Source organism: Fervidobacterium pennivorans DSM 9078 (genome assembly GCF_000235405.2).
GTDB classification, from domain to species: Bacteria; Thermotogota; Thermotogae; order Thermotogales; family Fervidobacteriaceae; genus Fervidobacterium; species Fervidobacterium pennivorans.
This window is the reverse complement of record NC_017095.1, coordinates 1954267-1970493: the sequence shown is the minus strand read 5'-3', so window position 1 is coordinate 1970493 and position 16227 is coordinate 1954267. Positions and strand designations below refer to the sequence as shown.

14 protein-coding genes are annotated in these 16227 nt (G+C 38.7%); 12 read left to right on the top strand and 2 right to left on the bottom strand.

Features of this window, described 5'->3' with window-relative positions; all coding sequences use genetic code 11:
* Window positions 1–65 precede the first annotated feature (65 nt).
* From fsa to FERPE_RS09240, 8 genes are read left to right on the top strand one after another with little or no spacing between them, the layout of a single operon-like run.
* Entirely contained in the window at window positions 66–719 is a 654-nt protein-coding gene (gene fsa / locus FERPE_RS09275) for a fructose-6-phosphate aldolase (protein WP_014452365.1), read from the top strand.
* A gap of 32 nt (window positions 720–751) precedes the next feature.
* The gene (gene aspS / locus FERPE_RS09270; protein WP_014452364.1) at window positions 752–2473 is read left to right on the top strand and encodes an aspartate--tRNA ligase; all 1722 of its coding nucleotides are present in this window, start codon (window positions 752–754) and stop codon (window positions 2471–2473) included.
* Between the two features lie 43 nt (window positions 2474–2516).
* Window positions 2517–2846: an STAS domain-containing protein gene (locus FERPE_RS09265; protein WP_014452363.1), complete on the top strand. Its 330-nt coding sequence runs from the start codon at window positions 2517–2519 to the stop codon at window positions 2844–2846.
* Window positions 2847–2850: 4 nt separating this feature from the next.
* On the top strand, window positions 2851–3531 hold the full coding sequence (cmk, locus tag FERPE_RS09260; RefSeq protein WP_014452362.1) for a (d)CMP kinase: 681 nt from the start codon (window positions 2851–2853) through the stop codon (window positions 3529–3531).
* A gap of 7 nt (window positions 3532–3538) precedes the next feature.
* The gene (locus FERPE_RS09255; protein WP_014452361.1) at window positions 3539–6136 is read left to right on the top strand and encodes a bifunctional 4-hydroxy-3-methylbut-2-enyl diphosphate reductase/30S ribosomal protein S1; all 2598 of its coding nucleotides are present in this window, start codon (window positions 3539–3541) and stop codon (window positions 6134–6136) included.
* A 52-nt stretch (window positions 6137–6188) separates the two neighbouring features.
* Entirely contained in the window at window positions 6189–7493 is a 1305-nt protein-coding gene (der, locus tag FERPE_RS09250; RefSeq protein ID WP_041263523.1) for a ribosome biogenesis GTPase Der, read from the top strand.
* A 4-nt stretch (window positions 7494–7497) separates the two neighbouring features.
* The gene (locus FERPE_RS09245; RefSeq protein WP_014452359.1) at window positions 7498–7815 is read left to right on the top strand and encodes a hypothetical protein; all 318 of its coding nucleotides are present in this window, start codon (window positions 7498–7500) and stop codon (window positions 7813–7815) included.
* Between the two features lie 50 nt (window positions 7816–7865).
* Window positions 7866–9632 carry an HD-GYP domain-containing protein gene (locus FERPE_RS09240; protein WP_014452358.1) on the top strand — a complete coding sequence of 589 codons (1767 nt, stop codon included), beginning with the start codon at window positions 7866–7868 and terminating at the stop codon, window positions 9630–9632.
* On the opposite strand, the gene FERPE_RS09235 is transcribed toward FERPE_RS09240, so the two are convergent.
* A complete protein-coding gene (locus FERPE_RS09235; RefSeq protein ID WP_014452357.1) occupies window positions 9607–10929 on the bottom strand; it encodes a transporter substrate-binding domain-containing protein in 1323 nt (440 codons plus the stop codon). The two genes, FERPE_RS09240 and FERPE_RS09235, sit on opposite strands and share 26 nt — an antisense overlap.
* Before the next feature lie 274 nt (window positions 10930–11203).
* On the opposite strand from FERPE_RS09235, the gene rpsB reads away from it, so the two are divergent.
* The gene (gene rpsB, locus FERPE_RS09230) at window positions 11204–11980 is read left to right on the top strand and encodes a 30S ribosomal protein S2 (RefSeq protein ID WP_014452356.1); all 777 of its coding nucleotides are present in this window, start codon (window positions 11204–11206) and stop codon (window positions 11978–11980) included.
* A gap of 48 nt (window positions 11981–12028) precedes the next feature.
* Here the strand turns inward: rpsB and FERPE_RS09225 are convergent, their stop codons facing one another.
* A complete protein-coding gene (locus FERPE_RS09225; protein WP_014452355.1) occupies window positions 12029–12904 on the bottom strand; it encodes a DMT family transporter in 876 nt (291 codons plus the stop codon).
* A 263-nt stretch (window positions 12905–13167) separates the two neighbouring features.
* Between FERPE_RS09225 and hrcA the strand changes: the two genes are divergently transcribed.
* From hrcA to dnaJ, 3 genes are read left to right on the top strand one after another with little or no spacing between them, the layout of a single operon-like run.
* Window positions 13168–14217, top strand: coding sequence for a heat-inducible transcriptional repressor HrcA (hrcA, locus tag FERPE_RS09220; RefSeq protein ID WP_014452354.1), 1050 nt, complete (start codon window positions 13168–13170; stop codon window positions 14215–14217).
* 30 nt (window positions 14218–14247) lie between these two features.
* Window positions 14248–14886, top strand: coding sequence for a nucleotide exchange factor GrpE (locus FERPE_RS09215; RefSeq protein ID WP_014452353.1), 639 nt, complete (start codon window positions 14248–14250; stop codon window positions 14884–14886).
* 31 nt (window positions 14887–14917) lie between these two features.
* Window positions 14918–16057, top strand: a complete 1140-nt coding sequence (gene dnaJ / locus FERPE_RS09210; protein WP_014452352.1) for a molecular chaperone DnaJ — start codon at window positions 14918–14920, stop codon at window positions 16055–16057.
* Window positions 16058–16227 lie beyond the last annotated feature (170 nt).

Below are 16227 nucleotides of genomic sequence, written 5' to 3'. Positions count from 1 at the left end.
CAAGTATGGTATAATCTTACCAAAGGTTTTGGTTCATCTAAACCTTTGATAGGGGGTGGAGTGATATGAAAATCTTTCTCGATACAGCGAATCTTGAGGAGATAAGGCAGGGAGTGGAGTGGGGAATAGTAGATGGAGTTACAACAAACCCAACACTCATAGCAAAAGAAGGAGCAGATTTCGAAAAACGTATAAAGGAGATATGCGAGCTTGTCCAAGGACCTGTCTCTGCTGAGGTTATCTCTTTGAACTGGGAAGGCATGGTCGAAGAAGCTAGAAAACTTGCCGCAATCGACGAACATGTGGTAATAAAAATTCCAATGACTCCTGATGGAATAAAAGCTGTGAAGATACTATCAGCCGAAGGTATAAGAACAAACGTGACACTTGTTTTTAGTGCAAACCAAGCCTTACTCGCAGCGAAAGCTGGTGCAACGTATGTTAGTCCTTTCGTAGGAAGAATAGATGACAACGGTAACGATGGACTGAAATTGTTGGAAGAAATCATGCAAATTTTCGCTAATTATGGTTTTGAAACAGAAGTAATTGCCGCAAGTATAAGACACCCAATGCACGTTGTGGAAGCTGCACTTATAGGTGTGGATATAGCAACAGTTCCATTCGATGTGCTTAAGAAGATGTTTATGCATCCGTTAACCGATGTTGGGATAAAGAGATTCTTGCAAGACTGGGAATCTTACAAATCTTCGAAAAAGTAAAAAGAATGCGAACACTAAAGGGAGGTAAATAGATGTATCGAACTCATAATTGTGGTGAGCTCCGCTTAAAAGACGAAGGAAAGCAAGTGAAACTTGCGGGTTGGGTTGACAGAATCAGAGACCTCGGCGGTGTTAAGTTCATAGTCCTCAGAGATAGGTATGGAAAAACGCAAGTTGTTGTAAATCCGGATTCACCAGTTTACTCGATTGTCAATACAATTTCCAGAGAAGACGTCATCAATGTTGAAGGCATTGTTCGAGCAAGGCCAAATGAAGCGGTGACCTCTGAACCTACCGGAGAGATAGAAATCCTCGCGGAAAAAATCGAAATTCTCTCAAAATCCGAACTACCGCCATTTTATCCGGGTGATGAAGTTTCGGAAGAAATGCGTTTGAAATACAGATACTTGGACCTTCGAAATCCAAAGATGGCAAATAACCTCATAGTCAGGCACAAAATGGCGTTCTATGCTAGAGAATTCTTAACAAGCAAAGACTTTTTGGAAATTGAAACTCCATACCTTACAAAAAGTACCCCAGAGGGTGCGCGGGACTTTCTTGTTCCATCTCGTTTGAAAAAGGGGACATTTTACGCCCTTCCACAGAGCCCGCAGTTATTTAAACAAATACTCATGATTTCAGGAATGGATAAATATTTCCAAATAGTACGCTGCTTCCGGGATGAAGACCTGAGAGCGGATAGACAACCTGAATTTACCCAAATTGATATAGAAATGTCTTTTGTCCACACGGAAGATGTCCTGAACCTTGCCGAAGACCTGATAAGATACATTTACTCAAAGGTGGGGATACACCTTCCCGAAAAATTTGATAGAATCCCATATGAAGAAGCGATGGAAAAATATGGGTCAGACAAGCCTGACCGAAGGTATGGAATGGAACTACATGACCTAACAATTCACTTCGCTAACACGCAGTTCAAAATCGTGGCAGATGTTCTTGCAAAAGGTGGTTCAGTAAAAGGTTTTAAAACACACATACCTATGAGTAGAAAAATAGCTGACGAATACTCAGAATTTGTAAAGACTTTCGGCCTAGGTGGCATTCTTTGGTTTAAAATTGAAAATGGTCAAATCGCATCAACGACAGCAAAGTATTTAGAAAATGAATATTTGGAAATCTCAAAAGCATTCGAAATGAAGGAAGGAGACGTTGTCATACTTGCAGCACATGATAATAGAGAGAGGCTGAATGAAGCATTGGGTGCTCTAAGGCTAAAGATAGGAAAAGAGCATTTCAAAGTGGAAGGTTTCGATGCCCTTTGGATTGTAGACTTCCCGTTCCTTGAATGGAGCGAAGAAGAGAATAGATTCGTCGCTCGACATCATCCATTCACAATGCCATACGTAGAAGACTTAGAAAACGGAGTGGAACTTTCAAAAATCCGAGCACATGCGTACGATATGGTTATAAACGGATATGAAGTCGGTGGGGGAAGTATAAGAATTCACAGGAAGGATATACAAGAGAAAGTTTTTGATATAATTGGTTTGACAAAAGAAGAGATGGAGGAGAAATTTGGATTCTTCTTGGAAGCACTTAAATACGGCGTACCTCCGCACGGAGGAATTGCATTTGGACTGGACAGACTAGTAACAATAGCAGTTGGGGCTGATAGTATCAGAGAGGTTATCGCATTCCCAAAAACATCTAGTGGGACTTGTTTATTAACCAACGCACCATCGACAGTTTCACAAAAACAGCTTGAAGAGCTTGGAATCTCTTTGAGGTAATGATATAAAACTTGGAATACCACTAACAACGGGAGGTGTGTCTATGGCTATTAAGTTCGACAAAAGGGAAGAAAAGGATAAACTGATTATCTCTATTCACGGCGAGATAGATGCGTACCATTCTGGAGAGGTCAAAAAGTTTCTTAAAGATGCCATAAATGAAACAAAGTTACCAAAAATCGTCCTTGATATGTCGGAAGTAAATTACATTGACAGTGCTGGTCTTGGTAGCTTGGTTGCACTCTACAAAGATGCCAGGATGGCCGAAAAAGAACTCGTTCTCGCCTCACTAAAACAAACCGTTATGAGAATATTCGAAATGACACGACTCGATAGAGTATTCAAAATTGTGCAGACTGTTGAGGAGGCATGATAAATTGCATTGTAAAATCGCAATAGACGGACCAGCCGGCTCCGGAAAAACTACTGTTGCAAAAGAAATTGCCAAAAGGCTGGGGATTGATTACCTTGATACGGGTGCGATGTATCGCATCGTTGGGCTTTATCTTCATAACTGTGGTGTGAGTCCAGATTCAACGGAAGAAATCGAAAAGACGTTAAGTACCGTTTCAATAGAATACAAAGATGGAAAGTACTATTTAAATGGCAAGCAAGTAGGAGACGAGATACGAACAGCAGAAGCAGGCATTTACGCATCACGTTACGGTGCAAACCCTGTAGTGAGAAAATTTTTAACAAAAATTCAAAAAGAAATCTGTGCCACGAGGAGCATCGTTGCCGAAGGGCGTGATATAGGTACTGTCGTCATGCCAGATGCCCAAGTTAAAATTTTCCTCATCGCTTCTCCAGAAGTCAGAGCAAAAAGAAGATATGAAGAACTCAAAAGCAAAGGTTTAGAAGTTAGCTACGATGAGCTTCTTAAACAAATAATAGAGAGGGACAAACTCGATTCTTCCAGAGAAATAGCACCTCTGGTTAAGGCAGAAGATGCTATTGAAATTGACTCTTCCAATCTAAGTGTTGAAGATGTAGTTCAAAAGATTCTGGAAATAATTAAAGAGCGGTGCAGTCTAAATTTTCAAAAGACAGTAAGGTGAGATATTCGTGCCAAATGTAATAATCGGACCTGTTGGATTTTGCTTTGGCGTTGAAAGAGCTGTTGAAAAGGTCAAAGAGTTGCTTCGGGAAGGAAAAAATGTCCTTACTGATGGTGAGATAGTTCATAACAAAAATGTTATGAACCATCTCAAAGAGCTTGGTTTGAAAGTCGAGGAAGATGTTGTTTTTGACAACACTATCTTTGTTGTTAGAGCCCATGGCTTACCACCAAAGGTGTTAAGTGAAATTTCAAAGAAATACCAAATAATTGATTTAACATGCCCGATAGTTTTGAATGTATTCAAACTCGCCAAAAAACTTAGAGCTAATGGTTTCAAAATAATTGCTTACGGTAATACCCTTCATGCAGAAATGATTGCGCTAAAAGGACATGTCGAAGACGCAATAATTACAAAAATGTCTGTTCGCGTTGAACCTGGAAGATGGGCAATCATAAGCCAAACAACGAGTTCTAAAGATAGCTATGAGCAGTTTGTAAAATCGATGAAAACACTGAACCCAGATGCAGAATTCAGTATTTACAATACCATATGCAATGTTACTATTGAACGAGAAGATGTTGCGAAAAAATTCGGTGAGATGTGTGATTTAACAATAGTAATAGGTGGAAAGAATAGTTCTAACACGAAGAAACTTTACGAGTTAGCTTTAGAGAAACGGGGTAACGCTATTCACGTTGAGGATATTGAAGAACTGAAAAGCTTGATTTCCGTTGACTCTAAGCTTTCTGAAATTCTTTCGAACGCAGATTCGAAGATTGGTATTTTGAGTGGTACTTCTACATCAAATAACGATGTCAACAACATCGTTAAATATATTCTTGAAAAATACGGTGGGAGGGAACTTTTCATGGCGGAACTTGAAAAACTCAACGACACTGTTAAAGAAGAACAGGTCAACTTCGAACAGTTAGAAAACCAAAGCGAACCATCATTTGAAGAACTTCTTAACGAGTCGGAAAAAGCGATGGAGCAGAATCGTGTGGGGAAGGGGCGTATAGTAGAAGGCATCGTAACAGAAGTCACACCGACAGGTTTAACCGTAGACTTTGGATGGAAAGGAACAGGAGTGGTACCTCTCGAGGAACTTTACAAAGAACTTTCAGAATACAAAGTAGGTCAAAAAATCCTTGTTAGAATAGAAAAGTTCAACGAGGAAGAAGGAACTGCAATCCTTTCGGAAAAGAAACCAATGCAAAGGAAAGTGATGGAAGATATACTCAACGCGTTTAGAGAAGGCAAAACCGTTACAGGGAGAATACTCGAAAGAATTAAAGGTGGATACAGAGTCCTTATCGAAAATGTAGTAGAAGCGTTCCTTCCAGGTAGCGAGTCCAACATAAAAGAAGGTGAAGAACTGCCAAGAGAAAAAATGCACTTCGCGGTTATAAATTTTGAACAACGAGGTAGAAAAACTAACGTTGTAGTTTCCAGAAAAAGACTTTTCCAAAAACTCATCGAAGAATTCTTCCAGACAAAAAAACAAGGTGATGTCGTCGAAGGTATTGTTGAAACGATTGATGAACGTGGCGCATTTGTTAAGATAGGTGGGGTTTTAACTGGTTTCTTACCAAACAGCGAAGTTTCGCACAACAGTTCTACTAAAGCAAGTGATGTCCTAACAGCAGGAAAAGTCATGAAATTCCAAATTAAAGAAATAAACCCAGAAAAAAGAAGAATAACGCTCAGCCTTAAAGCCTTGACGCCGGATCCATGGGAGAACGTAACCAAGAAATTCCAGGTCGGTCAACAAGTCTCAGGTATCGTCACCTCAATAAAACCTTTCGGGTTCTTTGCAAAGATAGATGACGGTATAGAAGGGCTAGTGCCGATATCCGAAATCTTCTGGGGAAAACCAGGCAAAATCACGGATGTTGTTGCTGTCGGGGATGCAGTTAAGTTGCAGATTCTTGAAATTGTCCCTGAAAAGCGAAGAATTGTGTTGAGCTATAAATCTGTTGAAGGAAATCCGTGGGATAAGGTTGAACAGAAATATCCAGAAGGTAGTATAGCTACTGGTAAAGTTATCAAGGTGTTGCCAAACGGAGTCATAGTCGAACTAGAACCAAACATTACTGGTTTCTGCAACATTTCAGAAATATGCTGGAACTTTGTTGATAAAATCGAAGATGTGATAAAAGAAGGCGACATAGTAAAATTCCAGATACTCTCAATTGACAAAGATAACAAAAAAATAAGGGTTAGCATTAGGAAGGCGAAGGAAAACCCCTGGGAAAAATTTGCAAAGAGCCACAAGGAAGGAGATACAGTAACTGCCAAAATAATAAAAGCTGTCGATAAAGGTTACATCGGACTTTGCGAAGGTGTGGAGGTATACATACCAAAAACGCAAGTATACGATAATTTGAACATCGATGATGAAATTACTGGCAAAATCATCAAACTCGAACCACAAAAAGATATCTATAAGATTATCGTCAGTCCTAAAGCTTACGAAGATGAAAACGCTTTGAAAAGTGCAAAGTCAACAGAGGAAACAAACATAGCAAAAGTAACTATGGAGGGAAAATTAGAGGATGCCGTTGAATCCAAGGGACCAGAAACAGGAACAGCTAAAGACTGAAGAAAATGTGAAACAAGAGAACAAAACTAGAGATACTGTAGATGCATCAAAAATTCCAACGGTTCTAATAGTTGGAAAAAGTAACGTTGGAAAATCAACACTTTTTAATAAACTCATCGGTAAGAGAAAATCGATAGTTGCAGATGAGCAAGGGACCACAAGAGACGCGGTCATTGACCGCGTCGTTTATTCTGACAAAATGTTTCAGTTGGTCGATACATGTGGAATCTTCGAGGGAAAAGAAGACGAAATTTATGAGAAGAGCAAAGAATTCACACTCAAAGCTTTGCAAGAAAGCGATTTAATACTTTTCGTTGTCGATGGAAAGAATGGACTTTCCTCAGAAGACTACACAATAGCCGACATGCTTAGAAAATCCGGGGTCGACGTTATCTTGGTTGCTAACAAGTCTGAAAGTGAAAAGAATTATTCAAAAGTTTATCCAGAGCTTTTCAGCTTGGGATTTGGCGAACCGTTCCCGGTTTCTGCAGAACAAAGCAAGAATTTGGACGAATTAGTTGAACTAATTATCACCAAGCTTGAAGAGAAAGGATACGACCTAAGTAAGACTCAAAAATTTGAAAACCTCATTAGGGTTACTATCGTCGGTAGACCTAACGCTGGCAAATCTTCGCTCTTCAACATGATTGTGAAAGAAGAGCGTGCATTGGTCACACCAATTGCAGGGACAACACGTGACACGATAGACGAGATTGTCAAGATAGGTGATAAAAGTTACCTCTTTGTCGATACCGCTGGTTTGAGAAAAAAGAGCAGAATCGAAGACTTTATAGAACGCGTTAGCACTTTCAGAACGATAGACGCAATTGAGCGTTCGGACGTCGTTGTCTTGGTCATAGACTCTACAGAAGGTATAACAAGACAAGACCAAAGAATAGCGGGACTTGCAGAAAAAAATGGTAAAGGTATTGTGGTCGTATTCAACAAGTGGGACTTGATTAAACATGCAGACAAAAGAATCAAAGATTTCATGGACCAGTTCAACGAAAAACTTTACTTCGTAGACTTTGCACCTGTTGTCTTCACGAGTGCGATAAATCGTGTTGGTTACAAGGAGTTGATAAGAGCAATCAACACAGCATACGATTCTCTCCACAAAAAAGTCCCAACAAGTGCAGTAAACGCAGCTATCCAAAGGATGATAGCCAAACCACCTCACGGACTAAAGCTCTACTACGGTCTACAAGTTGACATACGTCCACCAACGTTTTTGTTCTTCGTGAACAAATTAGAAGTGCCTGAGAGTTTCCAGAATGCGATAAGGAAAACAATAAGAGAGCAAGTTGACCCATTCACAGGTGCTCCGATATTCTTAAAATTCAAAGAGAGGCAATAGACTCATGAGTAGCTCAGAGCCATTATCAGATGATTTTGTAGAAGAACTTGAAAAAATGTTGGATGAAACAAAACAAACGGCATGCCCACCATGTGTAAAGTGTGGCTGGTGCTGTAAACATACCGTTTGTTACTACGGTGAATGGGACTATGAGAAAAACCAATGCAAGTATTTAACTGAAGATAACTTGTGTAGCAAATACGATGAAATAAACGCATTTGAAGAATCACAAAAACTTGAAATTAGACTTTTTGGAAGTGGATGTTGTTTAAACTATGAAAACCCAGACAGGTTGCAAATCCTGAAAAAATTTCAAAAATGACTCATTTCAATTTCAGAATGACTGGATTCAAACGAAAAGGAGCGGTAGTAATGTTAAGGGTTGACCAACTTAAGAAGAGTATCCTCATAAAAAACTTTCTAGTTGCAATTTCAGTTACTATATTCGTTCTTGTTGGCTCACTGATTTGGACAAGATTCTACAGTGTGGAAAATTCGACTGCGCATTTTGAAAAGATAGACTTAGCTTTTAGAAACTTTCTTGACACATTTAATACCCTAGTTTCACATCATGATGAAGAGCTGGAAGATTACATAAGGGCTAACCTTCCTTTAGCCAAGGAGCTTATCGGTAATTTAAATAAAAACGAAGCCTTAGAAAACATTAAAAAGCAACTTTCACAGACCATTTTATACAGTATTCCAAACGTCTTCGTTGATATAGACGTCGCTCTGTTGAACTCAAAAGGAGAAATTTTGAACGCAACAGGTTATCTTGCAACTGTAAAAAATATTGGATTTAAACCTACAGTTTATTCTACAAATTCCATATCAATCATTACAGGCTTTGTTCCAGGGACATCACGCGTGGTCAAATACCTATGGTTACAGTTCTCTGAAACCGAATATCTTCTTTTCACGTTATACCTAAGTCCAAGATTATACGAAGGATTTATAAAAGGATTAGCAAACTTATCCGCAGCAAATGTTTCTGAGATAGCCATATACGTAGATTACGAAAACAGGTTGGATACCTCTAAAAAGATAGCTGACCCAATAATTGCAGAAGGCTTTAAGGACCAATATTTAAAAAGGGACTGGCCAAAATCCATATTCTATAAAGCCTACGTTCTTTCTTCCTACAGAGAATTAACCGTTCCAATTTATCTCAAAGTTGTTTTTGATTACCGAAAAGTTTTATTCTACGTTCTCATCTATTTGATTGCGTTTATACTAACCGTAATTATTTTTACGCTCTTTGCCACACAAGCAACGCTAAAACCTTTCGCTTCCGATTTGAATAAGTTATCCATTGCCGTGAGAGAAATTGGGAACACAGGCACTTTACCACCTGCAGGCAACTTTAACTTAGTCGAAACCCAGGAATTTTATGAAACTCTCTCGGCAATCTTACAAGAACTGAGCGCAACTATGGAGGAATTAGAAGCCACAAACCAAGAACTTATGCGTTCTTACGATGAAATAAAACTCAAAAGCGAGGAATTTAAAAGACTCTTGGTTAATATTTCCGAAAAGTTGGCTATTATCGCCGAAGGCTACGATGAAAATACAGGTCAGCATATATATAGGGTTAAACACCTCTCCAAATTAATTGCTGAAAAGCTGAATTTGTCTGAAGAAAAAATTGAAGAGATAAACATGTTCGCAAGCTTGCATGATATAGGAAAGATTTTCATACCAAAGGAAATCCTACTAAAACCTGGAAAATTAACACCAGAAGAATGGGAAGAGATGAAAAAACATACAATCTATGCAAGAAGGATTCTTGATGTTCCTGGTTTTGAAACAGCCTTAAACATAGCGTTATATCACCATGAAAATTACGATGGAACAGGTTATCCATTTGGCTTAGCAAATGAAGAAATACCAACTGAGGCACAAATAGTAAAAATCGTAGACGTCTACGATGCTCTGCGTTCTGACAGACCTTATAAAAAAGGTATGACCCACGAAGAGGCATTGGAAATTATCTTAAAAGGTGATGGTAGAACACTTCCATCTCACTTTTCACCGAAAATACTGGAAGTATTTAAAGAAAACGCTGATGAAATACGTAAAATTTGGGAGGAATTAAGATGGTTTAATTATTCTCTCACTCAATATTCATCTTTTTCTTGAATTCTTTATCTTTTTCCATTTCAGCAGTTGCCTCATATACGAGAGCTTCCGCCGATATGTTTTTTTCTGGAATATACCTTGCAAACCCAATGTAGAGGTTGCAAGGTATATTATTTTTTTCCAAAGAATCTACTACCTTTCTTCTAAAATGTTCCGCAAAGAAAACACCATATTTGTAAAGGACCAGCGCATATGTATTTTGTGATATGTGAATTATAACATCTCCTTCTTTTGCATTTTGCCTAAGTATGCTTTCTACCTTTCCCTTACTTTCTTCGCATCCTGTTCCTTCAAATTCCAAAATAACAACTCCGAGCAATTGATTCTCCCGCTTCGAAAGTTCCATGTACTTTTTCAAAATTTCTAATCCGATACTGTAAGTGTAAATCCCTCTACTTTCGTCGAGAATGCTTTCTCTCGCTATAGCTTGTCTGTTTACCTCTAAAGCAGCTTCATAGCGAGCTTTTTGGAGTTTTATTACATGCATAAAGCCAGCTATGGTAAGTACGTAAAGTCCTATAAATATTATTATCAAATACATCTGAAAACCTTGTCTTCCAACCATTCTTGAAACGCCAAAATATGAATTAAAAATCTTATCCAACTCACCAGAAACTTTCATAACTGCAACCGTCTTATCAATCTTTTCTAAAATATCTTTATTGGCTACTTCAGAACCTTTGCGAATTGCAAACTTGAGTTGAACAGGACTAAAAACAAAGGGTGTTGCCCTAACTTTCGGATACTTAGTATTGTTGACAAGATAAGCTATCCTACTAACAACACCAGCTATCGCTTCTCCATCGTTGACAGCTCTTATAACGCTCTCATACGAGTCGTATCCCACATAATTTGGTTTCACATCAAAAGACTGAGCAATCTCCAAGAATTTTTGATAGTATATATCCCCACGATTAACAGCAACGTTCTTTCCATCTATTGCTTTTATATCTTCAAGAGTCCTAAAACTAACAAGTACGCCCCAGTTTATAATTACAGGTTCTGTGTTAAACGAATATAATTTTTCGCGTTCGGGAGTATGCGCAACACAAACGACCATATCAATATAACCCTTATTCAATTGCTGCATAAGGTCAGCAAATTCGCCAAAGATAAATTCCACATCGAAACTTCTTAGGATTCCAGCTCTTTTGAGCACGTCTATGAACAATCCATTAGGCTTACCATTGTCATCGTAAGTTAGCGGGTAGTTATCGTAATAACCTATTTTTATCGCCGAAAACAAAAGAGTGGACATCAAGAAAAAATAAAAAAGAAAACTTAATTTTCTCTTCACTGTTGCTTTGCCCTCCTCTGAGTTTCAGACTGAGCATCTCGCTACATATTTTATCACATTTTTGCGTAATAAAACAACTAACTACCATTTAATGCCTTCCGTTTGCAACACTAAATACTTGACGAACAAAAAATATATGATAAAATTCGAATGCGTTAAAAATGTATCCCAATCCACACGCCAACCCGTTTCCCACCTCGGTGCCTTGCAAGGTAATTGCAAGGTCGGTGGGTCAAGGGGGCGGAGGATAAAACCAAATCATGGAGGTGTCGGTATGCCAGTTGTAACGATGAAACAGCTCTTGGAAGCAGGTGTCCATTTCGGGCACAGAACACAAAGATGGAACCCTAAGATGAAACCGTATATTTACGGCGCAAGAAAAGGTATCTATATTATCGATTTGCAAAAGACTGTCAAACTACTCGATGAAGCCTACGATTTTGTCAGAGACGTAGCAAGCAAAGGTGGAACTATCCTCTTTGTTGGAACAAAGAAACAAGCACAACAAGTTGTCAAAAATGAAGCTGAAAGATGCGGAGGATTCTACGTTAACAACAGATGGCTCGGTGGACTTTTGACCAACTTCTCCACAATCCAGACAAGAATCCAAAAGCTCATCGAACTCGAGGAAATGGAAGCAAATGGTGAACTCGACAAGCTTCCAAAAAAAGAACAGAGCAAACTCAGAAAGAAACTTGAAAAACTCAGAAAGAACCTCGGTGGCGTCAAAAACATGAAGAGCTTACCCGATGTCATCTTCATAGTCGACCCGAGGAAAGAAAAGATAGCCGTTGAAGAAGCGAACCACCTCAAAATACCAATAGTTGCAATGGTTGATACAAACTGTGACCCGGATCCTATCGACTACGTAATACCATCGAACGATGACGCAATAAGAGCAATAGCTCTCATTGCCGGTAAGATAGCGGATGCATACCTCGAAGGTCGTGAAGGAGTACCTTACTCAACAGAAGAAGCAACCACAACTACGACAGAAGTAGAAGAAATTGAAATCAGCATACCAGAAAACCTTGACGAAGAGGAAATATAAGGAAAATAAATAATACCAAAGCCCTCGGGAAATCCGAGGGCTTTTTTGTTATCTACTCTGTTCAACTTCTTTGCTTTTCAGATAAGAATTAAGAATTAGCGAAACAAGTATCAAAATCATTCCAAATACTTGTACTGCAGCAATCCTTTCATGCCGAATGAAACTGCCTGCAATTACAGATATCACCGTCGTTAGATTTGAGAAAAGAGAAGAAACCGTTGGTGAAACCTTGCTAAGCATGAAATTCACAAGAAAAAATGCAACCGTTGAAGAAAGTATGCCAAGATACAATGCTCCAATAACAACAGCAGGGTGGAATGCGATTGTGAAATTTCCTGTTACGATGCTCAGGAAAAAGAAAAAGACAAATCCCGTAAGCATCATAAAGAACGTTATCTCAACAGGAGTGAACTCTGAGGATAGCTTTCTCGAGAAAATATTGTAAAATGCTGCGGAGAAAACCGCACCCAAAACCAACAGCTTTCCAAGTAGCGCTCCTTGTTCTAATCCCCCACCTTTGACGATAAGAAACACTCCAAAAAAGCTAAGAAATGCGAAGAGAATTTGGTACCATCTGATTCTTTCTTTCAGCAATGCTGGACTCAAAATCGTTATAACGATTGGAATTAATGCAATCAACATCCCAGCCTCAGAGGACGTCGTAAACCTGAGTCCATTAGTCTCGAACACAAAGTAAGCAATCGGTTGAAATAGCGCTACTTTCCATAATTTCCAAAATGGTTTCTTTGTTAATTTTACGATTCCAAAAAGCCAAAGTAATAGCATCACACTGGTTGCCACACCAAACCTAAAGGCTAAAAACGTGTAAACGTTTATATGTTCTATACTGTTTTTAGTAAAAAGGAATGATAACCCAAATATCGTTGAAACTGCAAATCCAGAAATATAAACCTTCCAGTTCACATTTATCACCTCAGGCAAAGTAGAATCATCTACAAATGTTCGTATTCCGCACAATTTTTTCTGTTACTATTTTACCAAAAAGGAAATTTTCATCAATATTTTTCTTTGCTTTGTGTCTGATATCTCAGATACTGAAAACACTCCAAAAATTGACAAATTCTCACACTTATGGTAATATATTAGCAGACTAAAGTGTAGATTGCTAACATTTCTGATAACAAAAATTAGGCTAAAACAGATAGAAAAACGGAGAGGTGATAACCGTGTTAGGAAACGATATCACCGAAAGACAAAAGAAAGTTCTTTACTGCATTGTGCAAGAATACATCAACACGAGGACCCCTGTAAGCTCAAAAAGGGTTTTGGAAAGTGCTGCAATTGAGAGATCCGGTGCAACGATTAGAAATGATATGAACCGTTTAATGCGCACGGGATATATATTCCAGCCACACACTTCTGCTGGTCGCGTTCCAACAGACAAAGGACTCAGGTTTTACGTAAATGAACTGAAAAAAATCAGGGAAGAGATAAAGTCCAAAAGCTCACAAGTGGAGGTTGCGGCAAAATTTCCAATCGGTGATATGGAAAAGGTGCTCACGGGTGCAGCAAAGTTGTTAAGCTCTTCAACAAAAGGTATGGTTATTATTGAAAAGCCCAGCCCACTAACGCTAAGAATCAAGCGTATAGTTGTAACACCTGTGAGTAAGAATTTCTCAATTGCGAATATAATTACATCCCTCGGTCTCAGTTCTTCCATTCCAATCCAGCACACCGAACTTGACGATGTTGAGAAAATAGAGCAGATGCTTAACAAAGCGATGACAGGATTAACATTGAACGAATTCAAATCCAAATTGCGAGATATACTTACTCGAATCAATAATTTTAACAACTTAAATAGCTTCAAAGACAGCGATTTTGGAACTATCAGTCGTGGATTTTTAGAAATCACGGAAAGGTTATCTGTTGAAAGCTACGAAGATTACATAACGGAAGGACTACCAAACCTTCTTGCAAACGATAGAATCAATCTGAAAAAATTACAAAACATCCTTGTGTATGTTTCATCCGACGTGTTTTACAAAGAACTATTTGAGCTTGAGAACGACATATACATCGGTAAAGAGCATGGATTGAAGTTCCTTGAAGATTTCTCGGTAATTCTTGGACAGTTCTACTCAGAAGATAATCCCGTTGGACGCGTTGCTGTTATATTCGACAAATACGGTCGATATGATTTGATTATGGATAGCTTCGAGTTTATGCTCAACAGACTGAGCGAGTATTTCACTATAGTATCGAGGAATGTCTAAAAACTCAAACTAAAAGAGGAGGTAGGGAACATGTGTGAAGAAAAGAAAATAAATGAAATAAATGAAACACAACTGCAAGTTCAAAACAACTTGGAAAGTTCAAATGAAATTAAGGAGCGAGAAGAAGTGAACCAAATGAACCAAAACGAATTATCAGAAGAGAACAAACAACTGAAAGAAAAGATAGCAGAGTTAGAAAACCAACTGAAGGAAATACAGAACGCTGCACGCATAATCAAAGCAGCATTTGAAAATTACAAGCTCGACGTTGATAGGCAAATTAGAGACGCAACGAAATCAACGGCGCTTCGTATAGTAAAAGCGCTTATACCCATTTTAGACGATTTTAAGAGAGCGTTCAAATACTACGACTCAGACAAGGATTTAGAAAAATTCAAACTTGGAGTAGAAAAAATCTATGAAAAACTTCTAAAGACACTGGAAAACGAGGGATTAAGGATTATTGATGCCTCTGGAAAGTTTGACCCGTTCAACCATGAAGCATTTGAAAAAGAGGAACGTGATGATGTTGAAGAATACACTATTCTTGAAGTCATTGAAGATGGTTACACATTCAATGGGCAGGTTGTAAAACCAACTAAGGTACGTGTTGCTATAAAACCAAGAAAAAAGGAAGAGAATGCAGTTAATGACCAACAAAACACGTGAGAATCAAAATACAAAATAGGGGTGGTTTGCAATGCCAGCAAGAAAAGACTATTATGAAATTCTCGGAGTGCCAAGAAACGCTTCTGAGGATGAAATAAAGGCTGCATATAAAAGGCTTGTAAAAGAGTGGCATCCTGATAGGCATACTGGTGATAAGAAAAAGGAAGCAGAGCAGAAATTCAAAGAGATACAAGAAGCGTACGAGGTTTTAAGTGACCCTCAAAAACGTGCGATGTATGATAAATTTGGATACGTGGGCGAGGGTGGTTACGTGTACGAACCTTCAGGAAGAACTGGTGGATTTGGATTCGACGATATAAGCGACATCTTTAGAGATTTCCTGAACGATGACATATTTAACATATTTTTCGGTGGTCACAGAACGACCGCATCACAAACACAAAGAACAACTAGTGGAAGAAGATACGCCAAAAGAGGAGAAGATATAAATCTTGAGGTAACCATCACGGAAGCCGACGTATTCACAGGCAAAGATGTCACAATAGAGTACGACCGATACGAAACTTGTGAAAATTGTAAGGGAGAAGGAGTAGAACCAGGTAGCAGATGGGTAACATGTTCAAAATGCCATGGAACTGGTGTAGTCCGTGAAGAGCGCAGAACTCCATTTGGTGTCTTCATAAACCAATACACTTGTGACGTTTGTGGCGGTAGTGGAACTGTTCCTGGAGAAACTTGTCATATTTGTAGAGGCTCTGGAAGAGTAAGGAAAAGAACAAGTACCGTTGTAAACATACCAGCTGGTGTAGAAGATGGAGCCGTAATTAGAATTCCAAGGAAAGGTAACGCTGGAATAAGTGGTGGAGATTATGGTGACCTGTATGTCCATGTTCGGGTTAGAAAAACAAGTGATTACAAACGTGAAGGTGATGATATAATAATAACTGTCCCTATTGACTATGTCACCGCCATACTTGGTGGGACTGTATATGTGAATCTGCCAAATGGTGAACGTGTTCCAGTAGAGATACCTTCAGGCACACAACCAAATGAACGTATTGTCATTAAAGGAAAAGGTATTCCAAACTCAAGAACAAGAAAGCGCGGAAATCTCATAGTAGAAGTAAAAGTGTTAATACCCAAAAGAGTCTCATCTAAAGAAAGAAAATTTCTTGAAGAAATAGCAAAGGAAAGGGGCTTAGAAATTTGAGACTTGACAGAGACAAACTAAGGAATTTTCAAAAAAAGAGAAAGTTCAACAAACATTGCAGTCAAAAATTCCTTGGAAACTCTAAAAGAGAAAGCTTTTCAAGTCCATTTTCAGTCTCGGGACCACAGAAAACAAAAAAACGCTCAAAGTCAAAAATTTTAGTTTCTATG

What these genes read in the sequence shown, in the direction of transcription:
- fsa (WP_014452365.1), top strand. Translation starts at nt 66, where the DNA reads ATGAAAATCTTTCTCGATACAGCGAATCTTGAGGAGATAAGGCAGGGA.
- aspS (WP_014452364.1), top strand. Translation starts at nt 752, where the DNA reads ATGTATCGAACTCATAATTGTGGTGAGCTCCGCTTAAAAGACGAAGGA.
- FERPE_RS09265 (WP_014452363.1), top strand. Translation starts at nt 2,517, where the DNA reads ATGGCTATTAAGTTCGACAAAAGGGAAGAAAAGGATAAACTGATTATC.
- FERPE_RS09245 (WP_014452359.1), top strand. Translation starts at nt 7,498, where the DNA reads ATGAGTAGCTCAGAGCCATTATCAGATGATTTTGTAGAAGAACTTGAA.
- FERPE_RS09240 (WP_014452358.1), top strand. Translation starts at nt 7,866, where the DNA reads ATGTTAAGGGTTGACCAACTTAAGAAGAGTATCCTCATAAAAAACTTT.
- rpsB (WP_014452356.1), top strand. Translation starts at nt 11,204, where the DNA reads ATGCCAGTTGTAACGATGAAACAGCTCTTGGAAGCAGGTGTCCATTTC.
- FERPE_RS09215 (WP_014452353.1), top strand. Translation starts at nt 14,248, where the DNA reads ATGTGTGAAGAAAAGAAAATAAATGAAATAAATGAAACACAACTGCAA.
- dnaJ (WP_014452352.1), top strand. Translation starts at nt 14,918, where the DNA reads ATGCCAGCAAGAAAAGACTATTATGAAATTCTCGGAGTGCCAAGAAAC.